The sequence below is a fragment of the Gulbenkiania mobilis genome (assembly GCA_004346645.1).
Lineage (GTDB): Bacteria > Pseudomonadota > Gammaproteobacteria > Burkholderiales > Chromobacteriaceae > Gulbenkiania > Gulbenkiania mobilis.
In genome coordinates, this window is sequence record SMDA01000007.1 from 82,430 (window position 1) to 99,057 (window position 16,628).

General features: G+C 63.7%; 15 protein-coding genes. 10 read left to right on the forward strand and 5 right to left on the reverse strand.

Annotated features, from left to right (window positions below):
* Positions 1–62 precede the first annotated feature (62 nt).
* The 6 genes from secD (at position 63) to miaA (ending at position 7,177) form a co-directional block, all read left to right on the forward strand.
* Positions 63–1,904, forward strand: coding sequence for a protein translocase subunit SecD (gene secD, locus EV669_RS11115; RefSeq protein ID WP_054287054.1), 1,842 nt, complete (start codon positions 63–65; stop codon positions 1,902–1,904).
* A gap of 48 nt (positions 1,905–1,952) precedes the next feature.
* On the forward strand, positions 1,953–2,888 hold the full coding sequence (gene secF / locus EV669_RS11120; RefSeq protein ID WP_054287055.1) for a protein translocase subunit SecF: 936 nt from the start codon (positions 1,953–1,955) through the stop codon (positions 2,886–2,888).
* An 84-nt stretch (positions 2,889–2,972) separates the two neighbouring features.
* Positions 2,973–3,617, forward strand: a complete 645-nt coding sequence (locus tag EV669_RS11125; RefSeq protein WP_055434293.1) for a DedA family protein — start codon at positions 2,973–2,975, stop codon at positions 3,615–3,617.
* Complete coding sequence (gene mutL, locus EV669_RS11130) at positions 3,614–5,500, forward strand: DNA mismatch repair endonuclease MutL (RefSeq protein WP_132098709.1); 1,887 nt, start codon at positions 3,614–3,616, stop codon at positions 5,498–5,500. The genes EV669_RS11125 and mutL overlap by 4 nt, the downstream gene beginning before the upstream one ends.
* A 1-nt stretch (position 5,501) precedes the next feature.
* Entirely contained in the window at positions 5,502–6,209 is a 708-nt protein-coding gene (locus tag EV669_RS11135; RefSeq protein WP_132098710.1) for an aspartate/glutamate racemase family protein, read from the forward strand.
* Positions 6,206–7,177: a tRNA (adenosine(37)-N6)-dimethylallyltransferase MiaA gene (miaA, locus tag EV669_RS11140; RefSeq protein WP_132098711.1), complete on the forward strand. Its 972-nt coding sequence runs from the start codon at positions 6,206–6,208 to the stop codon at positions 7,175–7,177. The genes EV669_RS11135 and miaA overlap by 4 nt, the downstream gene beginning before the upstream one ends.
* A gap of 64 nt (positions 7,178–7,241) precedes the next feature.
* Here the strand turns inward: miaA and EV669_RS11145 are convergent, their stop codons facing one another.
* Entirely contained in the window at positions 7,242–7,589 is a 348-nt protein-coding gene (locus EV669_RS11145; RefSeq protein WP_054287060.1) for a RidA family protein, read from the reverse strand.
* A 128-nt stretch (positions 7,590–7,717) separates the two neighbouring features.
* Positions 7,718–8,914: a DesA family fatty acid desaturase gene (locus EV669_RS11150; protein ID WP_055434298.1), complete on the reverse strand. Its 1,197-nt coding sequence runs from the start codon at positions 8,912–8,914 to the stop codon at positions 7,718–7,720.
* Positions 8,915–9,080: 166 nt separating this feature from the next.
* Between EV669_RS11150 and EV669_RS11155 the strand changes: the two genes are divergently transcribed.
* The gene (locus EV669_RS11155; protein ID WP_132098712.1) at positions 9,081–10,658 is read left to right on the forward strand and encodes a YdgA family protein; all 1,578 of its coding nucleotides are present in this window, start codon (positions 9,081–9,083) and stop codon (positions 10,656–10,658) included.
* A 100-nt stretch (positions 10,659–10,758) separates the two neighbouring features.
* Here EV669_RS11155 and bfr read toward each other — a convergent pair whose 3' ends face one another.
* Positions 10,759–11,229, reverse strand: coding sequence for a bacterioferritin (gene bfr / locus EV669_RS11160; RefSeq protein ID WP_054287063.1), 471 nt, complete (start codon positions 11,227–11,229; stop codon positions 10,759–10,761).
* 74 nt (positions 11,230–11,303) lie between these two features.
* A complete protein-coding gene (locus EV669_RS11165; RefSeq protein ID WP_054287064.1) occupies positions 11,304–11,504 on the reverse strand; it encodes a bacterioferritin-associated ferredoxin in 201 nt (66 codons plus the stop codon).
* 110 nt (positions 11,505–11,614) lie between these two features.
* On the opposite strand from EV669_RS11165, the gene EV669_RS11170 reads away from it, so the two are divergent.
* Genes EV669_RS11170 through mnmA form a run of 3 tightly spaced genes read left to right on the forward strand, consistent with a single transcriptional unit; the run spans position 11,615 to position 13,682 of the window.
* On the forward strand, positions 11,615–12,064 hold the full coding sequence (locus EV669_RS11170; RefSeq protein ID WP_132098713.1) for an NUDIX hydrolase: 450 nt from the start codon (positions 11,615–11,617) through the stop codon (positions 12,062–12,064).
* Positions 12,061–12,609, forward strand: coding sequence for a hypothetical protein (locus EV669_RS11175; RefSeq protein ID WP_132098714.1), 549 nt, complete (start codon positions 12,061–12,063; stop codon positions 12,607–12,609). Before EV669_RS11170 ends, EV669_RS11175 begins: the two co-directional genes overlap by 4 nt.
* A complete protein-coding gene (gene mnmA / locus EV669_RS11180) occupies positions 12,606–13,682 on the forward strand; it encodes a tRNA 2-thiouridine(34) synthase MnmA (protein WP_132098715.1) in 1,077 nt (358 codons plus the stop codon). The genes EV669_RS11175 and mnmA overlap by 4 nt, the downstream gene beginning before the upstream one ends.
* A 59-nt stretch (positions 13,683–13,741) precedes the next feature.
* On the opposite strand, the gene uvrA is transcribed toward mnmA, so the two are convergent.
* Positions 13,742–16,576, reverse strand: a complete 2,835-nt coding sequence (gene uvrA / locus EV669_RS11185) for an excinuclease ABC subunit UvrA (protein ID WP_132098716.1) — start codon at positions 16,574–16,576, stop codon at positions 13,742–13,744.
* Between the last annotated feature and the right edge of the window lie 52 nt (positions 16,577–16,628).

Below are 16,628 nucleotides of genomic sequence, written 5' to 3' on the forward strand. Positions count from 1 at the left end.
TGAAGTGCGGCCGCTCCCGATCGGGCAGCGGCCTTTTCTCATCCTCTCTCTTCCCAATTCGCATGAACCGCTACCCTCTCTGGAAGTACCTCGTCATTGCGGTGGCACTGGTCGTCTCGGCGATCTATACCCTGCCCAACTTCTATGGCGAAACCCCGGCCGTACAGGTCTCCAGCAGCCGGCAGTCCATCCCGGTGAACACGGACGTGATGGCCCGCGTGGAGAGCGCCCTCAAGCAGCAGGGTGTGCAGCCGGACGGCATGTTCCTCGATGGCAACAGCCTGAAAGTGCGCTTTCATGATCCGGATGCCCAGATCAAGGCCCGCGATACCATCCAGCAGGCCCTGGGCGACAACTACATCATCGCGCTGAACCTGCTCTCGGCCTCGCCCGAGTGGCTGACCCGGCTGAAGGCACACCCGATGTTCCTGGGGCTGGACCTGCGCGGTGGCGTGCACTTCCTCTTGGAAGTGGACATGAAGGCGGCCATCGACAAAACGATGGAACGCTATGCCGGCGATCTGCGCCGCGAGCTGAAGGCCAAGAAGGTGCGCTACGGCACGATCAAGCGTGACGCCAACGGGCTGGAGATCCAGCTGCGTGACGCCGAAACGCTCAAGGCCACCGAAGACGTGGTGGCGCGTACCCTGCCCGCTTTCACGCAGAATGCCGATGACAGCACCTACCGCCTGCGTCTGGCGCTGAAGCCGGAAGAAGTTACCCGCATCCAGTCGGACGCGGTGAAGCAGAACATCACCACGCTGCACAACCGTGTGAACGAACTGGGTGTGGCCGAACCGGTGATCCAGCAGTCCGGGCCGAATCGCATCGTGGTGCAGCTGCCCGGCGTGCAGGACACCGCCAAGGCCAAGGACATCCTGGGCCGTACCGCCACCCTGGAAGTACGCATGGTGGAGGACGACAGCGCCAAGGTGGCCGACGCGCTGGCAGGCAATGTCCCCACCGGCTACGACCTTCTGGACGAGATGACGCCGCGCGGGCCGCAGAAGATTCTGGTTAAGAAAGACGTGGAGCTGACAGGCGACAACATCAACGATGCCCAGCCGGGCTTTGACGAGAATGGCACCCCGGCCGTCCACATCAACCTGGACTCCACCGGCGCGGCCATCTTCCGCGACGTGACTGCCGAGAACATCGGTCGTCGCATGGCGATGATCCTGGTGGAAAAAGGACGCGCCGAAGTGGTGACCGCTCCGGTAATCCGCAGCGAGATCGGCGGCGGACGTGTGCAAATCTCCGGCAGCATGAATGCCGCCGAAGCGGGTGACGTGGCCCTGCTGCTGCGGGCCGGCTCGCTGGCCGCGCCGATGCAGATCGTCGAGGAACGCACCATCGGCCCGAGCCTAGGCAAGGAGAACATCGAGAAGGGCTTCCACTCGACCCTGTGGGGCTTTGCTGCGATCGCAGTGTTCATGATGATCTACTACCGCATGTTCGGGGTGATCTCCACCCTGTCGCTGGCAGTGAACCTGCTGATGCTGGTGGCCCTGCTGTCGATGCTTCAGGCCACGCTGACACTGCCGGGCATCGCGGCAATTGCCCTGACGCTGGGCATGGCCATTGACGCCAACGTGCTGATCAACGAGCGCATTCGCGAGGAGCTGCGCAACGGCGTGCCGCCACAGTCCGCCATTCAGGCCGGCTATCAGCATGCCTGGGCGACCATCCTGGATTCGAACGTCACCACGATGATCGCCGGCCTGGCGCTGCTGATCTTCGGCTCTGGCCCGGTGCGTGGCTTTGCCGTGGTGCACTGCCTGGGCATCCTGACCTCGATCTTCTCCGCGGTGCTGGTATCGCGCGGTTTCGTCAACCTCTGGTACGGCCGCCGCCGTCGCCTGACCACGGTGTCGATCGGTCAGGTATGGAAGCCGGAACAGTAAGGAACCTGCAGGCGGCCGGTGCCGCCTGCTTCCCGAGCAGAGGACGCAATGGAGTTTTTCCGCATTAAACGGGATATCCCGTTCATGAGTTACGGCCGGCTGACTACGGCCATTTCGCTGGTGACCTTCATCCTGGCGGTATTTTTCCTGGCCACCAAGGGGCTGAATTTCAGCGTGGAGTTCACCGGCGGCACGGTGATGGAGGTGCAGTATCCGCAGGCGGCCAACCTGCCGGACATCCGCAAGCGGGTGGAAGGTCTGCGGCTGGGGGATGTACAGGTCCAGAGCCTGGGCACTTCGCGTGACGTACTGATCCGCCTGCCGTCCAAAAAAGACAAGTCCTCGGCCCAGCTGTCCAACGAGGTGCTGGGCGCGCTGAAGGCGGGCGGCACGCAGGTAGACCTGCGCAAGGTCGAGTTCGTGGGACCTAGCGTGGGCGAGGAACTGGTCAGCCATGGCCTGACCGCAATCACCATCGTCTGCATCGGCATCATGCTCTATCTGGCGCTGCGCTTCGAATGGCGCTTCGCGGTATCGGCCATCATCGCCAACATGCACGACGTGGTGATCATCCTGGGCTGCTTCGCGCTGTTCCAGTGGGAGTTCTCGCTGACGGTGCTCGCTGGCGTGCTGGCGGTGCTTGGCTACTCGGTGAACGAGTCGGTGGTAGTGTTCGACCGAATCCGCGAGAACTTCCGCAAGCCGGGCATGCGCGGCCGCAACACCGCCCAGATCATCGACAACGCGATCACCTCGACCATCAGCCGAACGATCATCACCCACGGGTCCACTGAAGCAATGGTGCTGTCGATGCTGCTCTTTGGCGGCCCGGCCCTGCATGGCTTCGCCATGGCGCTCACGATCGGCATCGTGTTTGGCATCTACTCGTCGGTGCTGGTCGCCAGCCCGATCGCGCTGGCGCTGGGCGTGAAGCGCGAGCACATGATCAAGCCGGTGAAACCGAAAGAAGAGGCAGTGGTCTGAACGGCTGCACTTCCTCGCACGGGCCGGCTCTCCGGCCCGTTTTTCATTGAACCGGCCCTTTCGGCCAACCTGTACAATCGCGGCATGGACACCCTGAGCTTCCTGATCGACTTCATCCTGCACATCGACGTGCACCTGGCGGCCCTGGTGGCCGCCTATGGCCCCTGGATCTACCTCATCCTGTTCCTGATCGTGTTTTGCGAGACGGGGCTGGTGGTGACGCCTTTCCTGCCAGGAGACTCGCTGCTCTTCGTGGCCGGGGCGCTGGCCGCCATGGGCAAGATGGACGTGCATGCGCTGGTGGGGCTGCTGACCGTCGCTGCCATCCTCGGCGACACGGTCAACTACACCGTTGGCCGAAGGGTGGGGCTGGCGCTGTTCCAGCGTTATCCGCGCCTGCTCAAGCCGGCCTATCTGGAACGCACCAATGCCTTCTACGCCCGACATGGCGGCAAGACGGTGATCTTTGCCCGCTTCGTCCCCATTGTGCGCACCTTCGCCCCCTTCGTGGCTGGCGTGGGCGCTATGCATTACCGACGCTTCCTAGCCTACAACGTCGCAGGGGGCATCATCTGGGTGGCCGGGTTCTGCTATGCCGGCTACTTCTTTGGCAACCTGCCGGTGGTGCGCAACAATCTGGAGTACCTGATCTTCGGCATCATTCTGGTTTCCTTCCTGCCCGGCATCGTGGGCGTGCTGCGCCACCGCCGTGGCGGGGGTGCAGCATGAGCCGCATCCAGCGTCTGCCAGACCACCTCGTCAACCAGATCGCGGCCGGCGAGGTGGTGGAGCGGCCGGCGTCGGCGCTGAAGGAAATGCTGGAGAACAGCCTGGATGCGGGCGCCACGCGGATTGCGGTGGACCTGGCCCAAGGCGGCATCAAGCTGATCCGCGTCAGTGACAACGGGAGCGGCATCGCGGCAGAAGACCTGCCGCTGGCGCTGGACCGCCATGCCACCAGCAAGATCGCCTCGCTGGACGACCTGGAGTGCGTCGTGACACTGGGCTTCAGGGGAGAAGGCCTGGCAAGCATTGCCTCGGTCTCCCGGCTGACCCTCACCAGCCGGCCGGTTGGCAGCGAGCATGGCCACCAGATCGTAGCCATCGACGGCACCCTGCACCCGGTCGAACCCGCCCCCCATGCGCAGGGCACTACGGTGGAAGTAGTCGACCTTTATTTCAATACCCCGGCCCGACGCAAGTTCCTCAAGAGCGAGGCGACCGAATACGCCCACTGCGCCACCACCTTCGAGCGCATCGCGCTGGCCCACCCGCAGGTCGAATTCATCCTGCGGCACAACGGCAAGGTGGTGTGGCGCCTGCCGGCGCAAGCGCTGGCCGACCGTGTGGCCGCCCTGCTGGGACGCGACTTTGCCGACAACGCGCTTGCCGTGGAAACCTCGGCAGGCACGCTGGTGCTGACCGGCTTTGCCGGCCATCCCACAGCCTCCCGGGGCAACCGTGACACCCAGTACTTCTACGTCAACGGACGTTTCGTGCGTGACAAGACCGCACAGCATGCGCTGCGGCAGGCCTATCGCGACGTGCTGCATCACGAACGGCACCCGGCCTATGCACTGTTTCTGACGATGGACCCGGCACAGGTGGATGTAAACGTACATCCCACCAAGATCGAAGTACGCTTCCGCGAGAGCCAGGCAATCCACCAGTTCCTGTTCCACAGCGTGCACAAGACCCTGGCGGGCACCCAGGCCGGACAGGAGGCCGCACACCTTGCGTCGGAGGAGACGGCCCCGTCACCCGGGCCCCAACGCGAGGGTCTCCCGGGCGGTGCCCCGTCCAGAGCGGACTCCCCCTCTTCGGCTGGACGTTACCAGCAGCAGGCCATGCAGCTAGAGGTCACCCGCGGGGCCATCGGGCTGTATGAGTCCCTGTTCGGCGGACTGCGCGACGAGGAACGCAGCACCGCCGGCACCTTGGCCGAAGCCCCGGCGCCTTATGCGGTGCCCGCCTTGCCGGAGACAGCCGTCCTTAAGGCGAATCCCTTGCCCGCTGCGCCCGATGGCCTGCCGCCGTTGGGCTTTGCGCTTGCCCAGCTGCACGGTGTTTATATCCTCAGTCAGTGTGTGGACGGCCTGATCATCGTGGACATGCACGCCGCCCACGAGCGGATCGTCTACGAACGGCTGAAGACGGCACTGGAAGCCGACCAGATTCCGATGCAGCCGCTGCTGCTGCCGGTATCATTTGCGGCCGACCGCTTCGAAGTGGCCACGGCGGACGAGCATGGTGAAGCGATGAAGCGGCTGGGTATCGACCTGGCCCTGCTCTCGCCCACGCAACTGGCGGTGCGGGGGGTGCCGGTGTGGCTGAAGGATGGAGACGCGGTCGAACTGGCGCGTGCGGTGCTGAAGGACGTGCGCGAATACGGGCTGACCCGGGTACTGACCGAGCGACGCAACGAGCTTCTGGCCACTATGGCCTGCCACGGCGCCGTGCGTGCCAACCGTCAGCTGACGCTGCCGGAAATGAATGCTCTGCTGCGCGACATGGAAGCCACCGAGCGCTCCGGTCAGTGCAACCACGGCCGCCCGACCTGGAGCCGCCTGTCGCTGCGGGACCTGGACAACCTCTTCATGCGGGGACGTTAGGATGCACCCTAGCTCAGAGCGCTGGCTGGGAATCGTTGGCGGCACCAGCTGGGAATCCACTGCCCTCTACTACCGCATCCTCAACGAAACCGTACGCACCCAACAGGGAGGACTGCACTCGGCGCGTCTGCTGCTCGCCAGTGTGGACTTCGCTCCGCTGGAAGCGGACATGCGCACCGGAAACTGGCCCGCAGTCGAGGCCTGCCTGCTTCAGGCCGGCAAACGGTTGGTCGCGGCGGGTGCCGGCGCGCTCCTGCTCGCCTCCAATACGCTGCATCGGCTGTACCCCATCCTGTCCACCGCCCTGCCGGTGCCGATGCTTCACATTGCCGATGCTGCCGGCGCAGCCCTATCCCGTGACGGCCATCGCAGGGTGCTGCTGCTGGGGACGCAGTACACGATGGAGGCGCCGTTCTATCGGGAAAGGTTGGCCGAAGCGTGGGGGCTGACCGCCCTCATCCCCTCCCCGGCGGAGCGCCAAGCCTTGCAACGCCTGATTTTCGACGACCTTTGCCAAGGACGCGTCCCTCCCGAGGGCACCCGTCTTCTCCAGGCGCTGACCGGACAGGAAGGCATCGACGCCGTGCTGCTCGGCTGTACCGAGCTGACGCTGGCCCTGCCAGGGCACGCTGCGGCCTGCCCGGTGTACGACACTGCCCGCCTGCATGCCGAAGCCGGCGCGGCCTGGCTGCTGGAGGACTGCGCATGACGCCTCGCGCCCTGATGCTGATGGGGCCGACCGCGTCGGGCAAGACAGGTCTTGCTCTGGCGCTGGCGGAGCGCTTTGACATCGAGATCGTCAGTGTGGACTCCGCACTGGTTTACCGGGACATGGATATCGGCACCGCCAAGCCAACGCTGGCGGAGCGCGCCCGCTGCCCGCACCACCTGATCGATATCATTGACCCGACCGAGGCCTACTCGGCGGCACAGTTCTGCGAGGCGGCCAACACGCTGGTAGAGACGATCTGCCGGCGTGGACGCCTGCCCGTGCTGGTCGGCGGCACCATGATGTATTACAAGGCCCTATTCGAAGGCCTGTCGGACCTGCCTCAGGCCGACCCCGCCCTGCGGGCGCAGCTGGACGCCGAGGCGGCAGCCGAGGGCTGGCCTGCCCTGCACCGCAGGCTGGCCAGCCTTGACCCTGACACCGCCGTCCGCCTGGCACCCAACGATGCCCAGCGCATCCAGCGGGCGCTGGAGATCTGCCTTTTGACCGGGCAGACCATGTCCGCCCTGACCGCCCGGGGCAAGGCTGCGTCCGCACGCTTTGAGAGTCTGGCGCTGGCCCTGGTACCGGCAGAACGCGCCTGGCTGCATGGACGGATCGCCAAACGCTTCGGCCAGATGCTGGAAGCCGGCTTCATCGACGAGGTAGCCTCGCTGCGGCGCCTCTACCCGGGCCTGACGCCCGAATTGCCTTCGATGCGTTGCGTCGGCTATCGCCAAGCCTGGGCCTTTCTCGATGGCGAGGACAGCTATGATGACTTCATCGACAAGGGCATCGCCGCCACCCGGCAGTTGGCCAAGCGGCAGCTCACCTGGACCCGCAGTCTTCCTGTGATACCGCTCAACGCCCAAGCGCCGGATCTGGCCGATAGCCTTTTTGGTGCGGTCGAAAGCTGGCAGGCCGGGCACCCTGCCGACCCCGCCCTCGCCTACACCGGCCCCTTCTGAAAGGGCGCAAAAATGACAAAGCCCGCTTACGCGGGCTTTGTCATTGTGTCAGGGTTGGCCGAACCTAGCGGGCGGCCACCAGCTTGATCTCCACCCGCCAGGCCGGGTTGGCCAAACGCGCCTCAACGGTAGCGCGCGCCGGCACCTGACCCGGCACCACCCAAGCGTCCCAGGCCGCATTCATGGCGTCATAGTCGTCCAGACTGGCGAGGAAGATGGTGGCATCCACCACACGCGATTTGTCCGAACCCAGTTCGGCCAAGAGCGCGTCGATCTGGGCCAGCACGTTTTCGGTCTGCGCCTTGGCATCAGCCTCCGGGTTTTCGGGCACCTGCCCGGCCAGGAAGATTAGGCCATTGACGACAGAGGCTTCCGCGAGGCGCGGGCCCGGCTTATGGCGGTAAACGGTCATACCCTCATCCTTTCAACATCACATCGAACAGTGCCCGATTCTACCGGCAAAGCCATACGGGGGCCCACTGGCCGCAGGCAAAGAAAAAGCCCGCACAGGTGCGGGCCGGGCGCAGGGGTCAACCGTAATCAGGCGACCGCAGCGCGACGCAAACTGGCGGCAAAGTCCTGCAGGGCGGCGATGCCGCTGGCCTCGGCACGTGCGCACCAGTCCTGCATTTCCTTCACCAGTTGCTCGCGCGAGAGCGTGGAACGCTCCCACAGCCGCGTCAGCTCCTGACGCATGGTATAGATGGTCTTCAGAACCTGGCTCTTCTCCAGCAGGCGTTCGAGCTGCTCGCGCTCGACGGCCGGGGTATCCTTGGCGTCCTGCTTCAGCCACACCTTCATCTTCCTCACCGGATTGAAACCGAACTCGCGTCGGTGCTGGGCCTCCAGGATACGCTCGATCTCGCTGCGGTAGACGGCTTTCAGCTCGCGTGCATAGCGGGCAGCCACTGCATAGCGGTTGGTCACCACCGCCTGCAGCTGCTCCAGCCCGATGTCCAGCGCGTTCTGCGTGGCATCGACGGCGAGCTTGGGCGCCACCTTGCGCACCTTGGCCAGGCCCAGGATTTCCATGATGCGGATGTACATCCAGCCGATGTCGAATTCATACCACTTGTACGACAGCTTGGCCGAAGTACCGAAGGTGTGGTGGTTGTTGTGCAGCTCCTCACCACCGATGAGGATGCCCCACGGGAAGAGGTTGGTGGCAGCATCCTCGTTCTCGAAGTTGCGGTAACCCCAGTAGTGGCCCAGGCCATTGACCACACCCGCGGCCCAGAACGGGATCCACACCATCTGCACGGCCCAGATGGTCAGGCCGATCGGCCCGAACAGGACCACGTTGATCAGGAGCATCAGCACGATGCCCTTGGCGCTGTGCTTGCTGTACACATTGCGCTCCAGCCAGTCGTCCGGGGTGCCATGGCCGAATTTCTCCATGATGGAGCGGTCCTTGCTGGCCGCACGGTAGAGCTCGGCGCCCTCCCAAAGCACCTTCTTGATGCCCAGCACCTGCGGGCTGTGCGGATCCTCGGCGGTCTCGCATTTGGCGTGGTGCTTGCGGTGGATGGCGGCCCACTCCTTGGTCACCATGCCCGTGGTCAGCCACAGCCAGAAGCGGAAGAAGTGGCTGGGGATGGGGTGCAGGTCCAGCGCCCGATGGGCCTGGTGACGGTGCAGGAAGATGGTGACGGACGCGATGGTGATGTGGGTCAGACCCAGCGCGACCAGAACATACCCCCACCACGGGAGGTCGATCAAACCGTTAAGCCATTGCATAGGTTTTTGGTTTACCTCTGTATTGCCTTGAAAAAGATTAAACGTCTAGAGACTTGGCTCTATTGTAGCGGTTTACGCTCTGCCCGACAGCCGCTATCTGGCGGTTCCTTCTGGCCGGGCATGGTGTACCATTGGGCCTTCACTCCAACGAAGCCAGAATGTACACGTGTTGAAGAAACAACGCCTTATTCTTGCAGGGGCCAGTGTTGCAGGCGTGCTCGTCCTGTACGGTGCCGCCGCCTACTGGTCCGGGCTCAAGGCCGAGGAAACCCTCGCCGAACAGCACAAGATGTTGTCCCAGCTGCCGTTTTTCAAGGTCAAGAGCCATGTTTACGAGCGCGGCTGGTTCACGTCCACAGAAACCACCGAACTCGTCTTCAACCGCAAACTGTTTGCGCCTTACGAGAGCCTGATGCCCGACAATGTGCGGCCCTTGCTCAACCGTACGATCCGCTACACGCACACCGTCCGGCACGGCCCCTTGCCGGGTCTGACCGAGGGCCACTTCCAGCCGGCCCGTGCGCTGGTAACGACCGAGTTCTCCATGAGCGATGAGACCCGGCGCACCCTGGCAAAGTTCTTCGGTGACCAACCTCCGATCACCGTCGTCAACCGCCTCGGCTTCGGCGGAGGCGGCGAACTGTCGGTCACCGTGCCCGCCTTCGACTACGAAGAAACGCTCTCGGGCGTACACATGAAGTGGCAGGGTTTCACCCTCAAGGTGGATTACGCCTCCGGCTACCAGGAGTACAAGACCGACGCCAGCACGCCAGGCTTCGTACTACAGGCGGCCACCAAGGGCAGCCTGTCGCTCGGCCCGCTGCGCTACCTCTCCGACATCCGCCCCGGTACCACCGGCGTGAAGCTGGGAACGAGCGAGCTGACGGTGGATGCCGTCGGTCTCAACTGGAAGGAAGCGGTTCCCTATAGCATCAAGCTGAACGAACTGGTGTTCCTGCTCACCCGCATGCGCGTGGGCGAGTTCATCAATCCTTCGGGCGAACTGCGGCCTTCGAACGTGGCCCTGAAGAAACTGCGTTACCAGATCGTGACCAGCGAGCAGGACAGCTTCATCAATACCCGTGGCAAGCTCGACTTCGAGACTTTCCGTTATAACGATCAGCTCTACGGGCCCCTGCGTCTGGATGTTTCGGCCAACCACCTGCATGGTCCGACGCTCGTCCGTCTGGACAAGACGATCTCGGCGATCCCGGTAGAAGGTGTGGATCCAGCGGTGCTGCGCCAGCGCTATCTCGACACCATCAAGACCGAGGGGCTGCCCCTGCTGGAAAATAACCCTCGCCTCGTGATCAACGAGCTCTACCTCAAAATGCCCAACGGCGAGGCGCGCCTGACCGGCAACCTCGGGCTGCAGGGCTTCACCCGCTCCGATCTCGACAACCCCACCGCCTTCCTCAAGCGCTTCAACGTGGAGGCGAAGGTAGACCTGCCGCGGCGCACCCTGGACGACCTGGTGGTGGCCCAAGCCCGCAACCTCTTCACCGTGGACGCGTCGGCCGAAGAGCAGCCAAGCCTGGAAGAGATCGACAACTTGGCGCTCAGCCTGCTGGACACCCAACTGGCACAATGGACCGAACAGGGCTACCTGACGCAGAACCAAGGCCAGGTGGCAACCGAGTTCGTTTTCCGCAACGGCGAACTGCGGGTGCGCAACCACAAGGTCGCCTTGCCCTGGGAAGAGGCCGACATCACACCAGGCGAGCCCGCATCGGCGGCCCAGTAAAGCGCCGAGGGTAAAACGAAAGGGAGCCACGGCTCCCTTTTTTCTTGCACGATTTTCGCGCTCAGCCCTACGTGCCCACCGCTGCCCTGTCAGGCAGGAATCACGATTCCATTTGGCTTTGTAGGTAGTTTTGCAGGCCGGTGGCATCCACAAGGCCCAGCTGGGTCTCCAGCCAGTCCACGTGCTCTTCCTCGCTCTCCAGGACGTCTTCAAGCAGGTCGCGCGTCACGTAGTCCTTCACCGACTCGCAGTAGGCAATGGCCTCGCGCAGGAGCGGCAGCGCTTCCATTTCCAGGCGGAGGTCGCCCTGCAGCATTTCCACCGGGTTCTCGCCGATGTAGAGCTTGCCAAGATCCTGCAGGTTGGGCAGCCCTTCAAGGAAAAGGATGCGCTCGATCAGCGCATCCGCATGCTTCATTTCGTCGATGGATTCGTGGTAGACACGGTCGTTGAGCTTCTTCAGCCCCCAGTTCTTGTACATGCGCGCATGCAGGAAGTACTGGTTGATGGCAGTCAGCTCGTTCTTGAGTATCTGGTTGAGGTAGCGGATGACTTTCTTGTCGCCTTGCATGACGGTCTCCCGTAGTTAACCTTGCCATTATGGCACAGGGTGGGGAGGAGACAACCGCAGGCCCCGAAGGTCGGTCAGGCTGCTTCGCGCAGGGTGGGCGAGCCGGACGCCTCGGCCAACGCGTCCTTGAGTACCTGATGGGCGCAACAGGCGCACTTGCCACACTCGCTGGCCACGCCCAGCTGCAGGTTAAGGTCGCGCATGCGGGTGGCACCGTTCTCTACGGCTTCCCGGATGTGGGTGTCGGTAACGGCATTGCAAAGACAGATATACATGGCCACGCCTGCTGGGCAGAAGAGTCGATCGGATCAACAATTGAGGTTTGATTGCATCCTAGATAAAAATAAGAATGATTGTCAACAACAAGAAAGGCGGAGCCCGCAATATGCAGTGGAAACCCAACACCACCGTCGCTGCCATCATCGAACAGGAAGGCCGCTTCCTCATGGTGCGGGAGGATACGGCCGACGGCATCCGCCTCAACCAGCCTGCCGGTCATCTGGAACGGGGCGAAACCCTCCTCGACGCGGTGAGGCGCGAGGTGCTGGAGGAAACCGCCTGGCATTTTGTTCCGCAGGCCCTGGTGGGGGTGTATCTCGCGGACCGCGCCGGCAGCAACATCACCTACCTGCGCTTTGCCTTTTGCGGCAGCCCGTTGGCCGAAGAACCCGACCGGGCTCTCGACGACGGCATCCTGGCAGCAGTGTGGATGACGGCAGAGGAAATCCGCGCCTCGGCCGCACTGCACCGCTCACCGGCGGTACTGGCCAGTCTGGAGGACTACCTGGCCGGCCAGCGCCTGCCCCTGACAGCCCTGCGCCGCCTGACACCATGAAGCGCCTTCTTCTCCTTTTGGCCATCCTGATAGGCCTGCCGGCGGCTGGATCGGTCGCTGCAGAGCAGCTGACCCTCTGCTACCATTACGGCTGCGACCGCCAGGGCCGCTTCGACATCCGCCCCGAGACCTTGCAGGGCCTCGCAGCCCGCTTTGCCGCGGCAGCGGATGCGGCCGATGAGCGCGAGGCCGTACGCGAGGCGATCAGGGCGTTGTACGCCGATGCTGCCCGCCTTCTCCCGATCTGGCAGGACAAGGCCGGCAATGGTGTGGACGATTCGGGCGACGGCCGCATGGACTGCATCGACCACAGCGAGAATGCTGTCCGGATGCTGGACTATCTCGCCCGACACCACTGGCTGCGCTTTCATGCGCCGGCCGGCATCGTTTCCCGCGCCCCGTGGCTGGTGAACTACCATCAGGGCGCGGCACTGGAAGAGACCGCCTCCCGGACACGCTGGGTGGTGGATGGATGGTTCTATGATTTCGGGGCACTGCCGGCGGTGGTGCCCCTTGATGTTTGGAAAAAAGGATTCTCCCCGTGACGGGCAAGAAAAGGATCGTCGTCGGCATGTCCGGCGGCGTGGACTCATCAGTCACCGCATGGCTGCTCAAGCAGCAGGGACACGAGGTGATCGGCGTCTTCATGCAGAACTGGGAAGACGACAACGACGACGAGTACTGCTCCATCAAGCAGGATGCGCTGGACGCGCTGAGCGTGGCCGACATCATCGGCATCGACATGGAGATCGTCAACTTCGCCAAGGAATACAAAGACCGCGTGTTCTCGTATTTTCTCAGGGAATATTCCGCCGGCCGCACGCCTAACCCGGACGTGCTGTGCAATGCGGAAATCAAGTTCAAGGCCTTCCTGGACTATGCCATGGCGATGGGGGCGGACGGTATCGCCACCGGCCATTACGCCCGCAAAGAGGAAAGGGAAGGCGTCCACTACCTGCTCAAGGGAGTGGACCCTTCCAAGGACCAGAGCTACTTCCTGTATCGCCTGCAGCAGCACCAGTTGGCCCGTGCCCTTTTCCCGCTGGGTGACCTCCACAAGACCGAGGTGAGAAGGTTGGCCGAAGAGGCCGGCCTGCCGACGGCTGCCAAGAAAGACTCCACCGGCATCTGCTTCATCGGGGAACGGCCGTTCCGGGCCTTCCTGCAGCGTTACCTGCCCACCCAGCCGGGTGAGATGATCACCCCCGAAGGCAAGGTGGTGGGCGAGCACATCGGCCTGATGTACTACACCCTGGGGCAACGCAAGGGGCTCAACATCGGCGGCAGCCGGGACGGTAGCGGCGAGCCCTGGTTCGTCGGCGGCAAGGACATCCCGGGCAACCGGCTGATCGTGGTACAGGGGCACGACCACCCGTTGCTGCTGCGGGCCACGCTGTCCATGGACGACCTGTCCTGGACTCTGCCCAGCCCGCCGCAGCCCGGTGAATATGCTGCCAAGAACCGCTACCGCATGGCCGACGCAGCCTGCAGCCTCTCCCCCATCGTTGACGGCAAGGCCAGCCTGACCTTCCAGGACAAGCAGTGGGCGGTCACACCCGGCCAGTCTGCCGTGCTCTACCAGGGAGACATCTGTCTGGGTGGCGGCATCATCGTCTAGCCCCCGGCAGCAAAGAAAAACCCGCCTCTGCAAGGCGGGTTTTTCCGTTCCGCGGCGCCTTAATCGTCCGCACGGTCTCTCTTCAGCAGCGGAGCGAGGTAACGGCCGGTGTGACTGGCAGGATGGGCAGCCACTGCTTCGGGCGAGCCCGCAGCGATGATCTGCCCGCCCCCGGCGCCGCCTTCCGGCCCCAGGTCGATCACCCAGTCGGCCGTCTTGATGACATCCAGATTGTGTTCGATCACCACCACCGTGTTGCCGTTCTCGCGCAGGCGATGCAGCACCTGCAGCAACAGGTCGATATCGTGGAAATGCAGGCCAGTCGTCGGCTCATCAAGAATGTAGAGCGTGCGGCCCGTGTCGCGCTTGGACAGTTCCAGCGCCAGCTTGACGCGCTGTGCTTCGCCACCGGACAGCGTGGTGGCGCTCTGGCCCAGCCGGATGTAGCCCAGCCCCACGTCCATCAGCGTCTTCAGCTTGCGCGCCACCGAGGGCACTGCGCTGAAGAACTCCAGCGCCTGCTCCACCGTCATCTCCAGCACTTCATGGATGTTGCGGCCCTTGTAGGTGACTTCCAGCGTTTCCCGGTTGTAGCGCTTGCCGTGGCACACGTCACAGGGCACATAGATATCTGGCAGGAAGTGCATTTCCACCTTGATCACGCCGTCCCCTTGGCAGGCCTCGCAACGGCCGCCCTTGACGTTGAAGCTGAACCGGCCCGGACCGTAGCCACGTTCGCGGCTGAGCGGTACGCCCGAGAACAGCTCGCGGATCGGGGTGAACAGCCCGGTATAGGTGGCCGGGTTGGAGCGCGGGGTGCGGCCGATCGGACTCTGGTCGACGTTGATGACCTTGTCCAGATGGTTGAGCCCGGCGATGTCCACGAACGGCGCAGGCTCCTCGCTGGCGCCGTTGAGCTCACGTGCGGCGATCTTGTACAGCGTATCGTTGATGAGAGTGCTTTTGCCGGAGCCGGACACCCCGGTCACGCATACCAGCATCCCCAGCGGCAGCTCCAAGGTGACGCTCTTGAGGTTGTTTCCAGTGGCACCGATCAGCCGCAGCATGCGTTCGCCTTCCGGCTGGCGGCGCTCGGCGGGCACCTCGATGCGACGGCGACCCGACAGGAAGGCACCGGTCACCGAGGCGGGGCTGGCGGCCACTTCGCCCGGCGTGCCGGACACCAGCACATTGCCGCCGTGCTCGCCAGCGCCCGGCCCCATGTCTACCAGATAGTCGGCTGCGCGGATCGCATCCTCGTCGTGCTCCACCACGATCACGCTGTTGCCCAAGTCGCGCAAGCGCATCAGCGTGGCGAGCAGACGGTCGTTGTCGCGCTGATGCAGGCCGATGGAAGGCTCGTCCAGCACGTACATCACGCCGGTCAGGCCGGAACCGATCTGGCTGGCCAAGCGGATGCGCTGTGCCTCACCGCCCGACAGGGTATCGGCAGAGCGCGCCAGGCACAGGTAATCCAGCCCCACGTTGTTGAGGAAGGACACCCGCTCGCGGATCTCCTTGACGATCTTTTCTGCCACCGCTGCCCGCTGTCCGCTGAAGGCCAGCCCGTCGAAGAAGGCAGCGGTTTCCTTGAGCGGCAGTTGGTTGATCTCGTGCAGGGTGCGCTGCCCGACGAACACATGGCGCGCCTCCAGACGCAGCCGTGACCCTTCACAATGCGGACACGGCTGGTTGTTCTGATACTTTGCCAGCTCCTCGCGCACCGTCACCGAGTCGGTCTCGCGGTAGCGGCGTTCCAGGTTGGGCACGATGCCTTCGAAGGGGTGGCTGCGGGTGAAGCGCGTGCCGCGTTCCGAAATATAGTTGAAGGCGATGTTCTCGCGACCCGAGCCGTACAGCACAACGTGACGCACCTTCTCGGGCAGCAGCTCGAAGGGCAGTTCGAGCGCGAATTCGTAATGCTCCGCCAGGCTCTGCAGCATCTGGTAGTAGAACTGGTTGCGCTTGTCCCAGCCCTTGATGGCGCCGGCGGAGAGCGACAGCTCCGGATGGGCCACCACCCGGCGCGGATCGAAGAAGGTGATCTCTCCCAGACCGTCGCACTTGGGGCAGGCACCCATCGGGTTGTTGAACGAGAACAGGCGTGGCTCCAGTTCCGGCAGACTGTAGGAGCAGATAGGGCAGGCAAACTTGGCCGAAAACCAGTGTTCAGCGTGGGTGTCCATCTCCACCGCGATCGCCCGTCCCTCGGCATGTCGCAGCGCGGTCTCAAAGCTTTCGGCGAGGCGCTGCTTCATGTCCGCACGCACCTTGAGGCGATCCACCACCACATCCACACTGTGCTTCTTGTTCTTGTCGAGCTTGGGTACGGCGTCGATCTCGTAGACCTCGCCGTCCACGCGCACCCGTACGAACCCCTGCGCGCGCAGCTCCTCGAAGAGTTCGACGTTTTCCCCCTTGCGTCCCACGATCACCGGCGCCAGCACCATCACCCGGGTTTCCTCCGGCAGCGCCAGCACGTGGTCCACCATCTGGCTGACCGTCTGTGACGCCAGCGCCACACCGTGCTCCGGGCAGTGCGGCTCGCCCACCCGGGCAAAGAGAAGGCGCAGGTAGTCGTGGATCTCGGTCACCGTGCCCACGGTTGAGCGCGGGTTGTGGCTGGTAGCCTTCTGCTCGATGGAGATCGCCGGCGACAGGCCCTCGATCAGATCCACGTCAGGCTTTTCCATCAGTTGCAGAAACTGGCGGGCATAGGCGGAGAGACTTTCCACATAGCGCCGCTGGCCCTCCGCGTACAGGGTGTCGAACGCCAGCGAGGATTTGCCCGACCCCGACAGACCGGTAATCACGATCAGCTGGTTGCGTGGCAGGTCTAGGTTGACGTTCTTGAGGTTGTGGGTGCGCGCGCCGCGTATGCGGATGGTATCCATGCCTAACTCACGATCATTCGGGGAACCTGTTAATATACCTGACTTGCTCAGT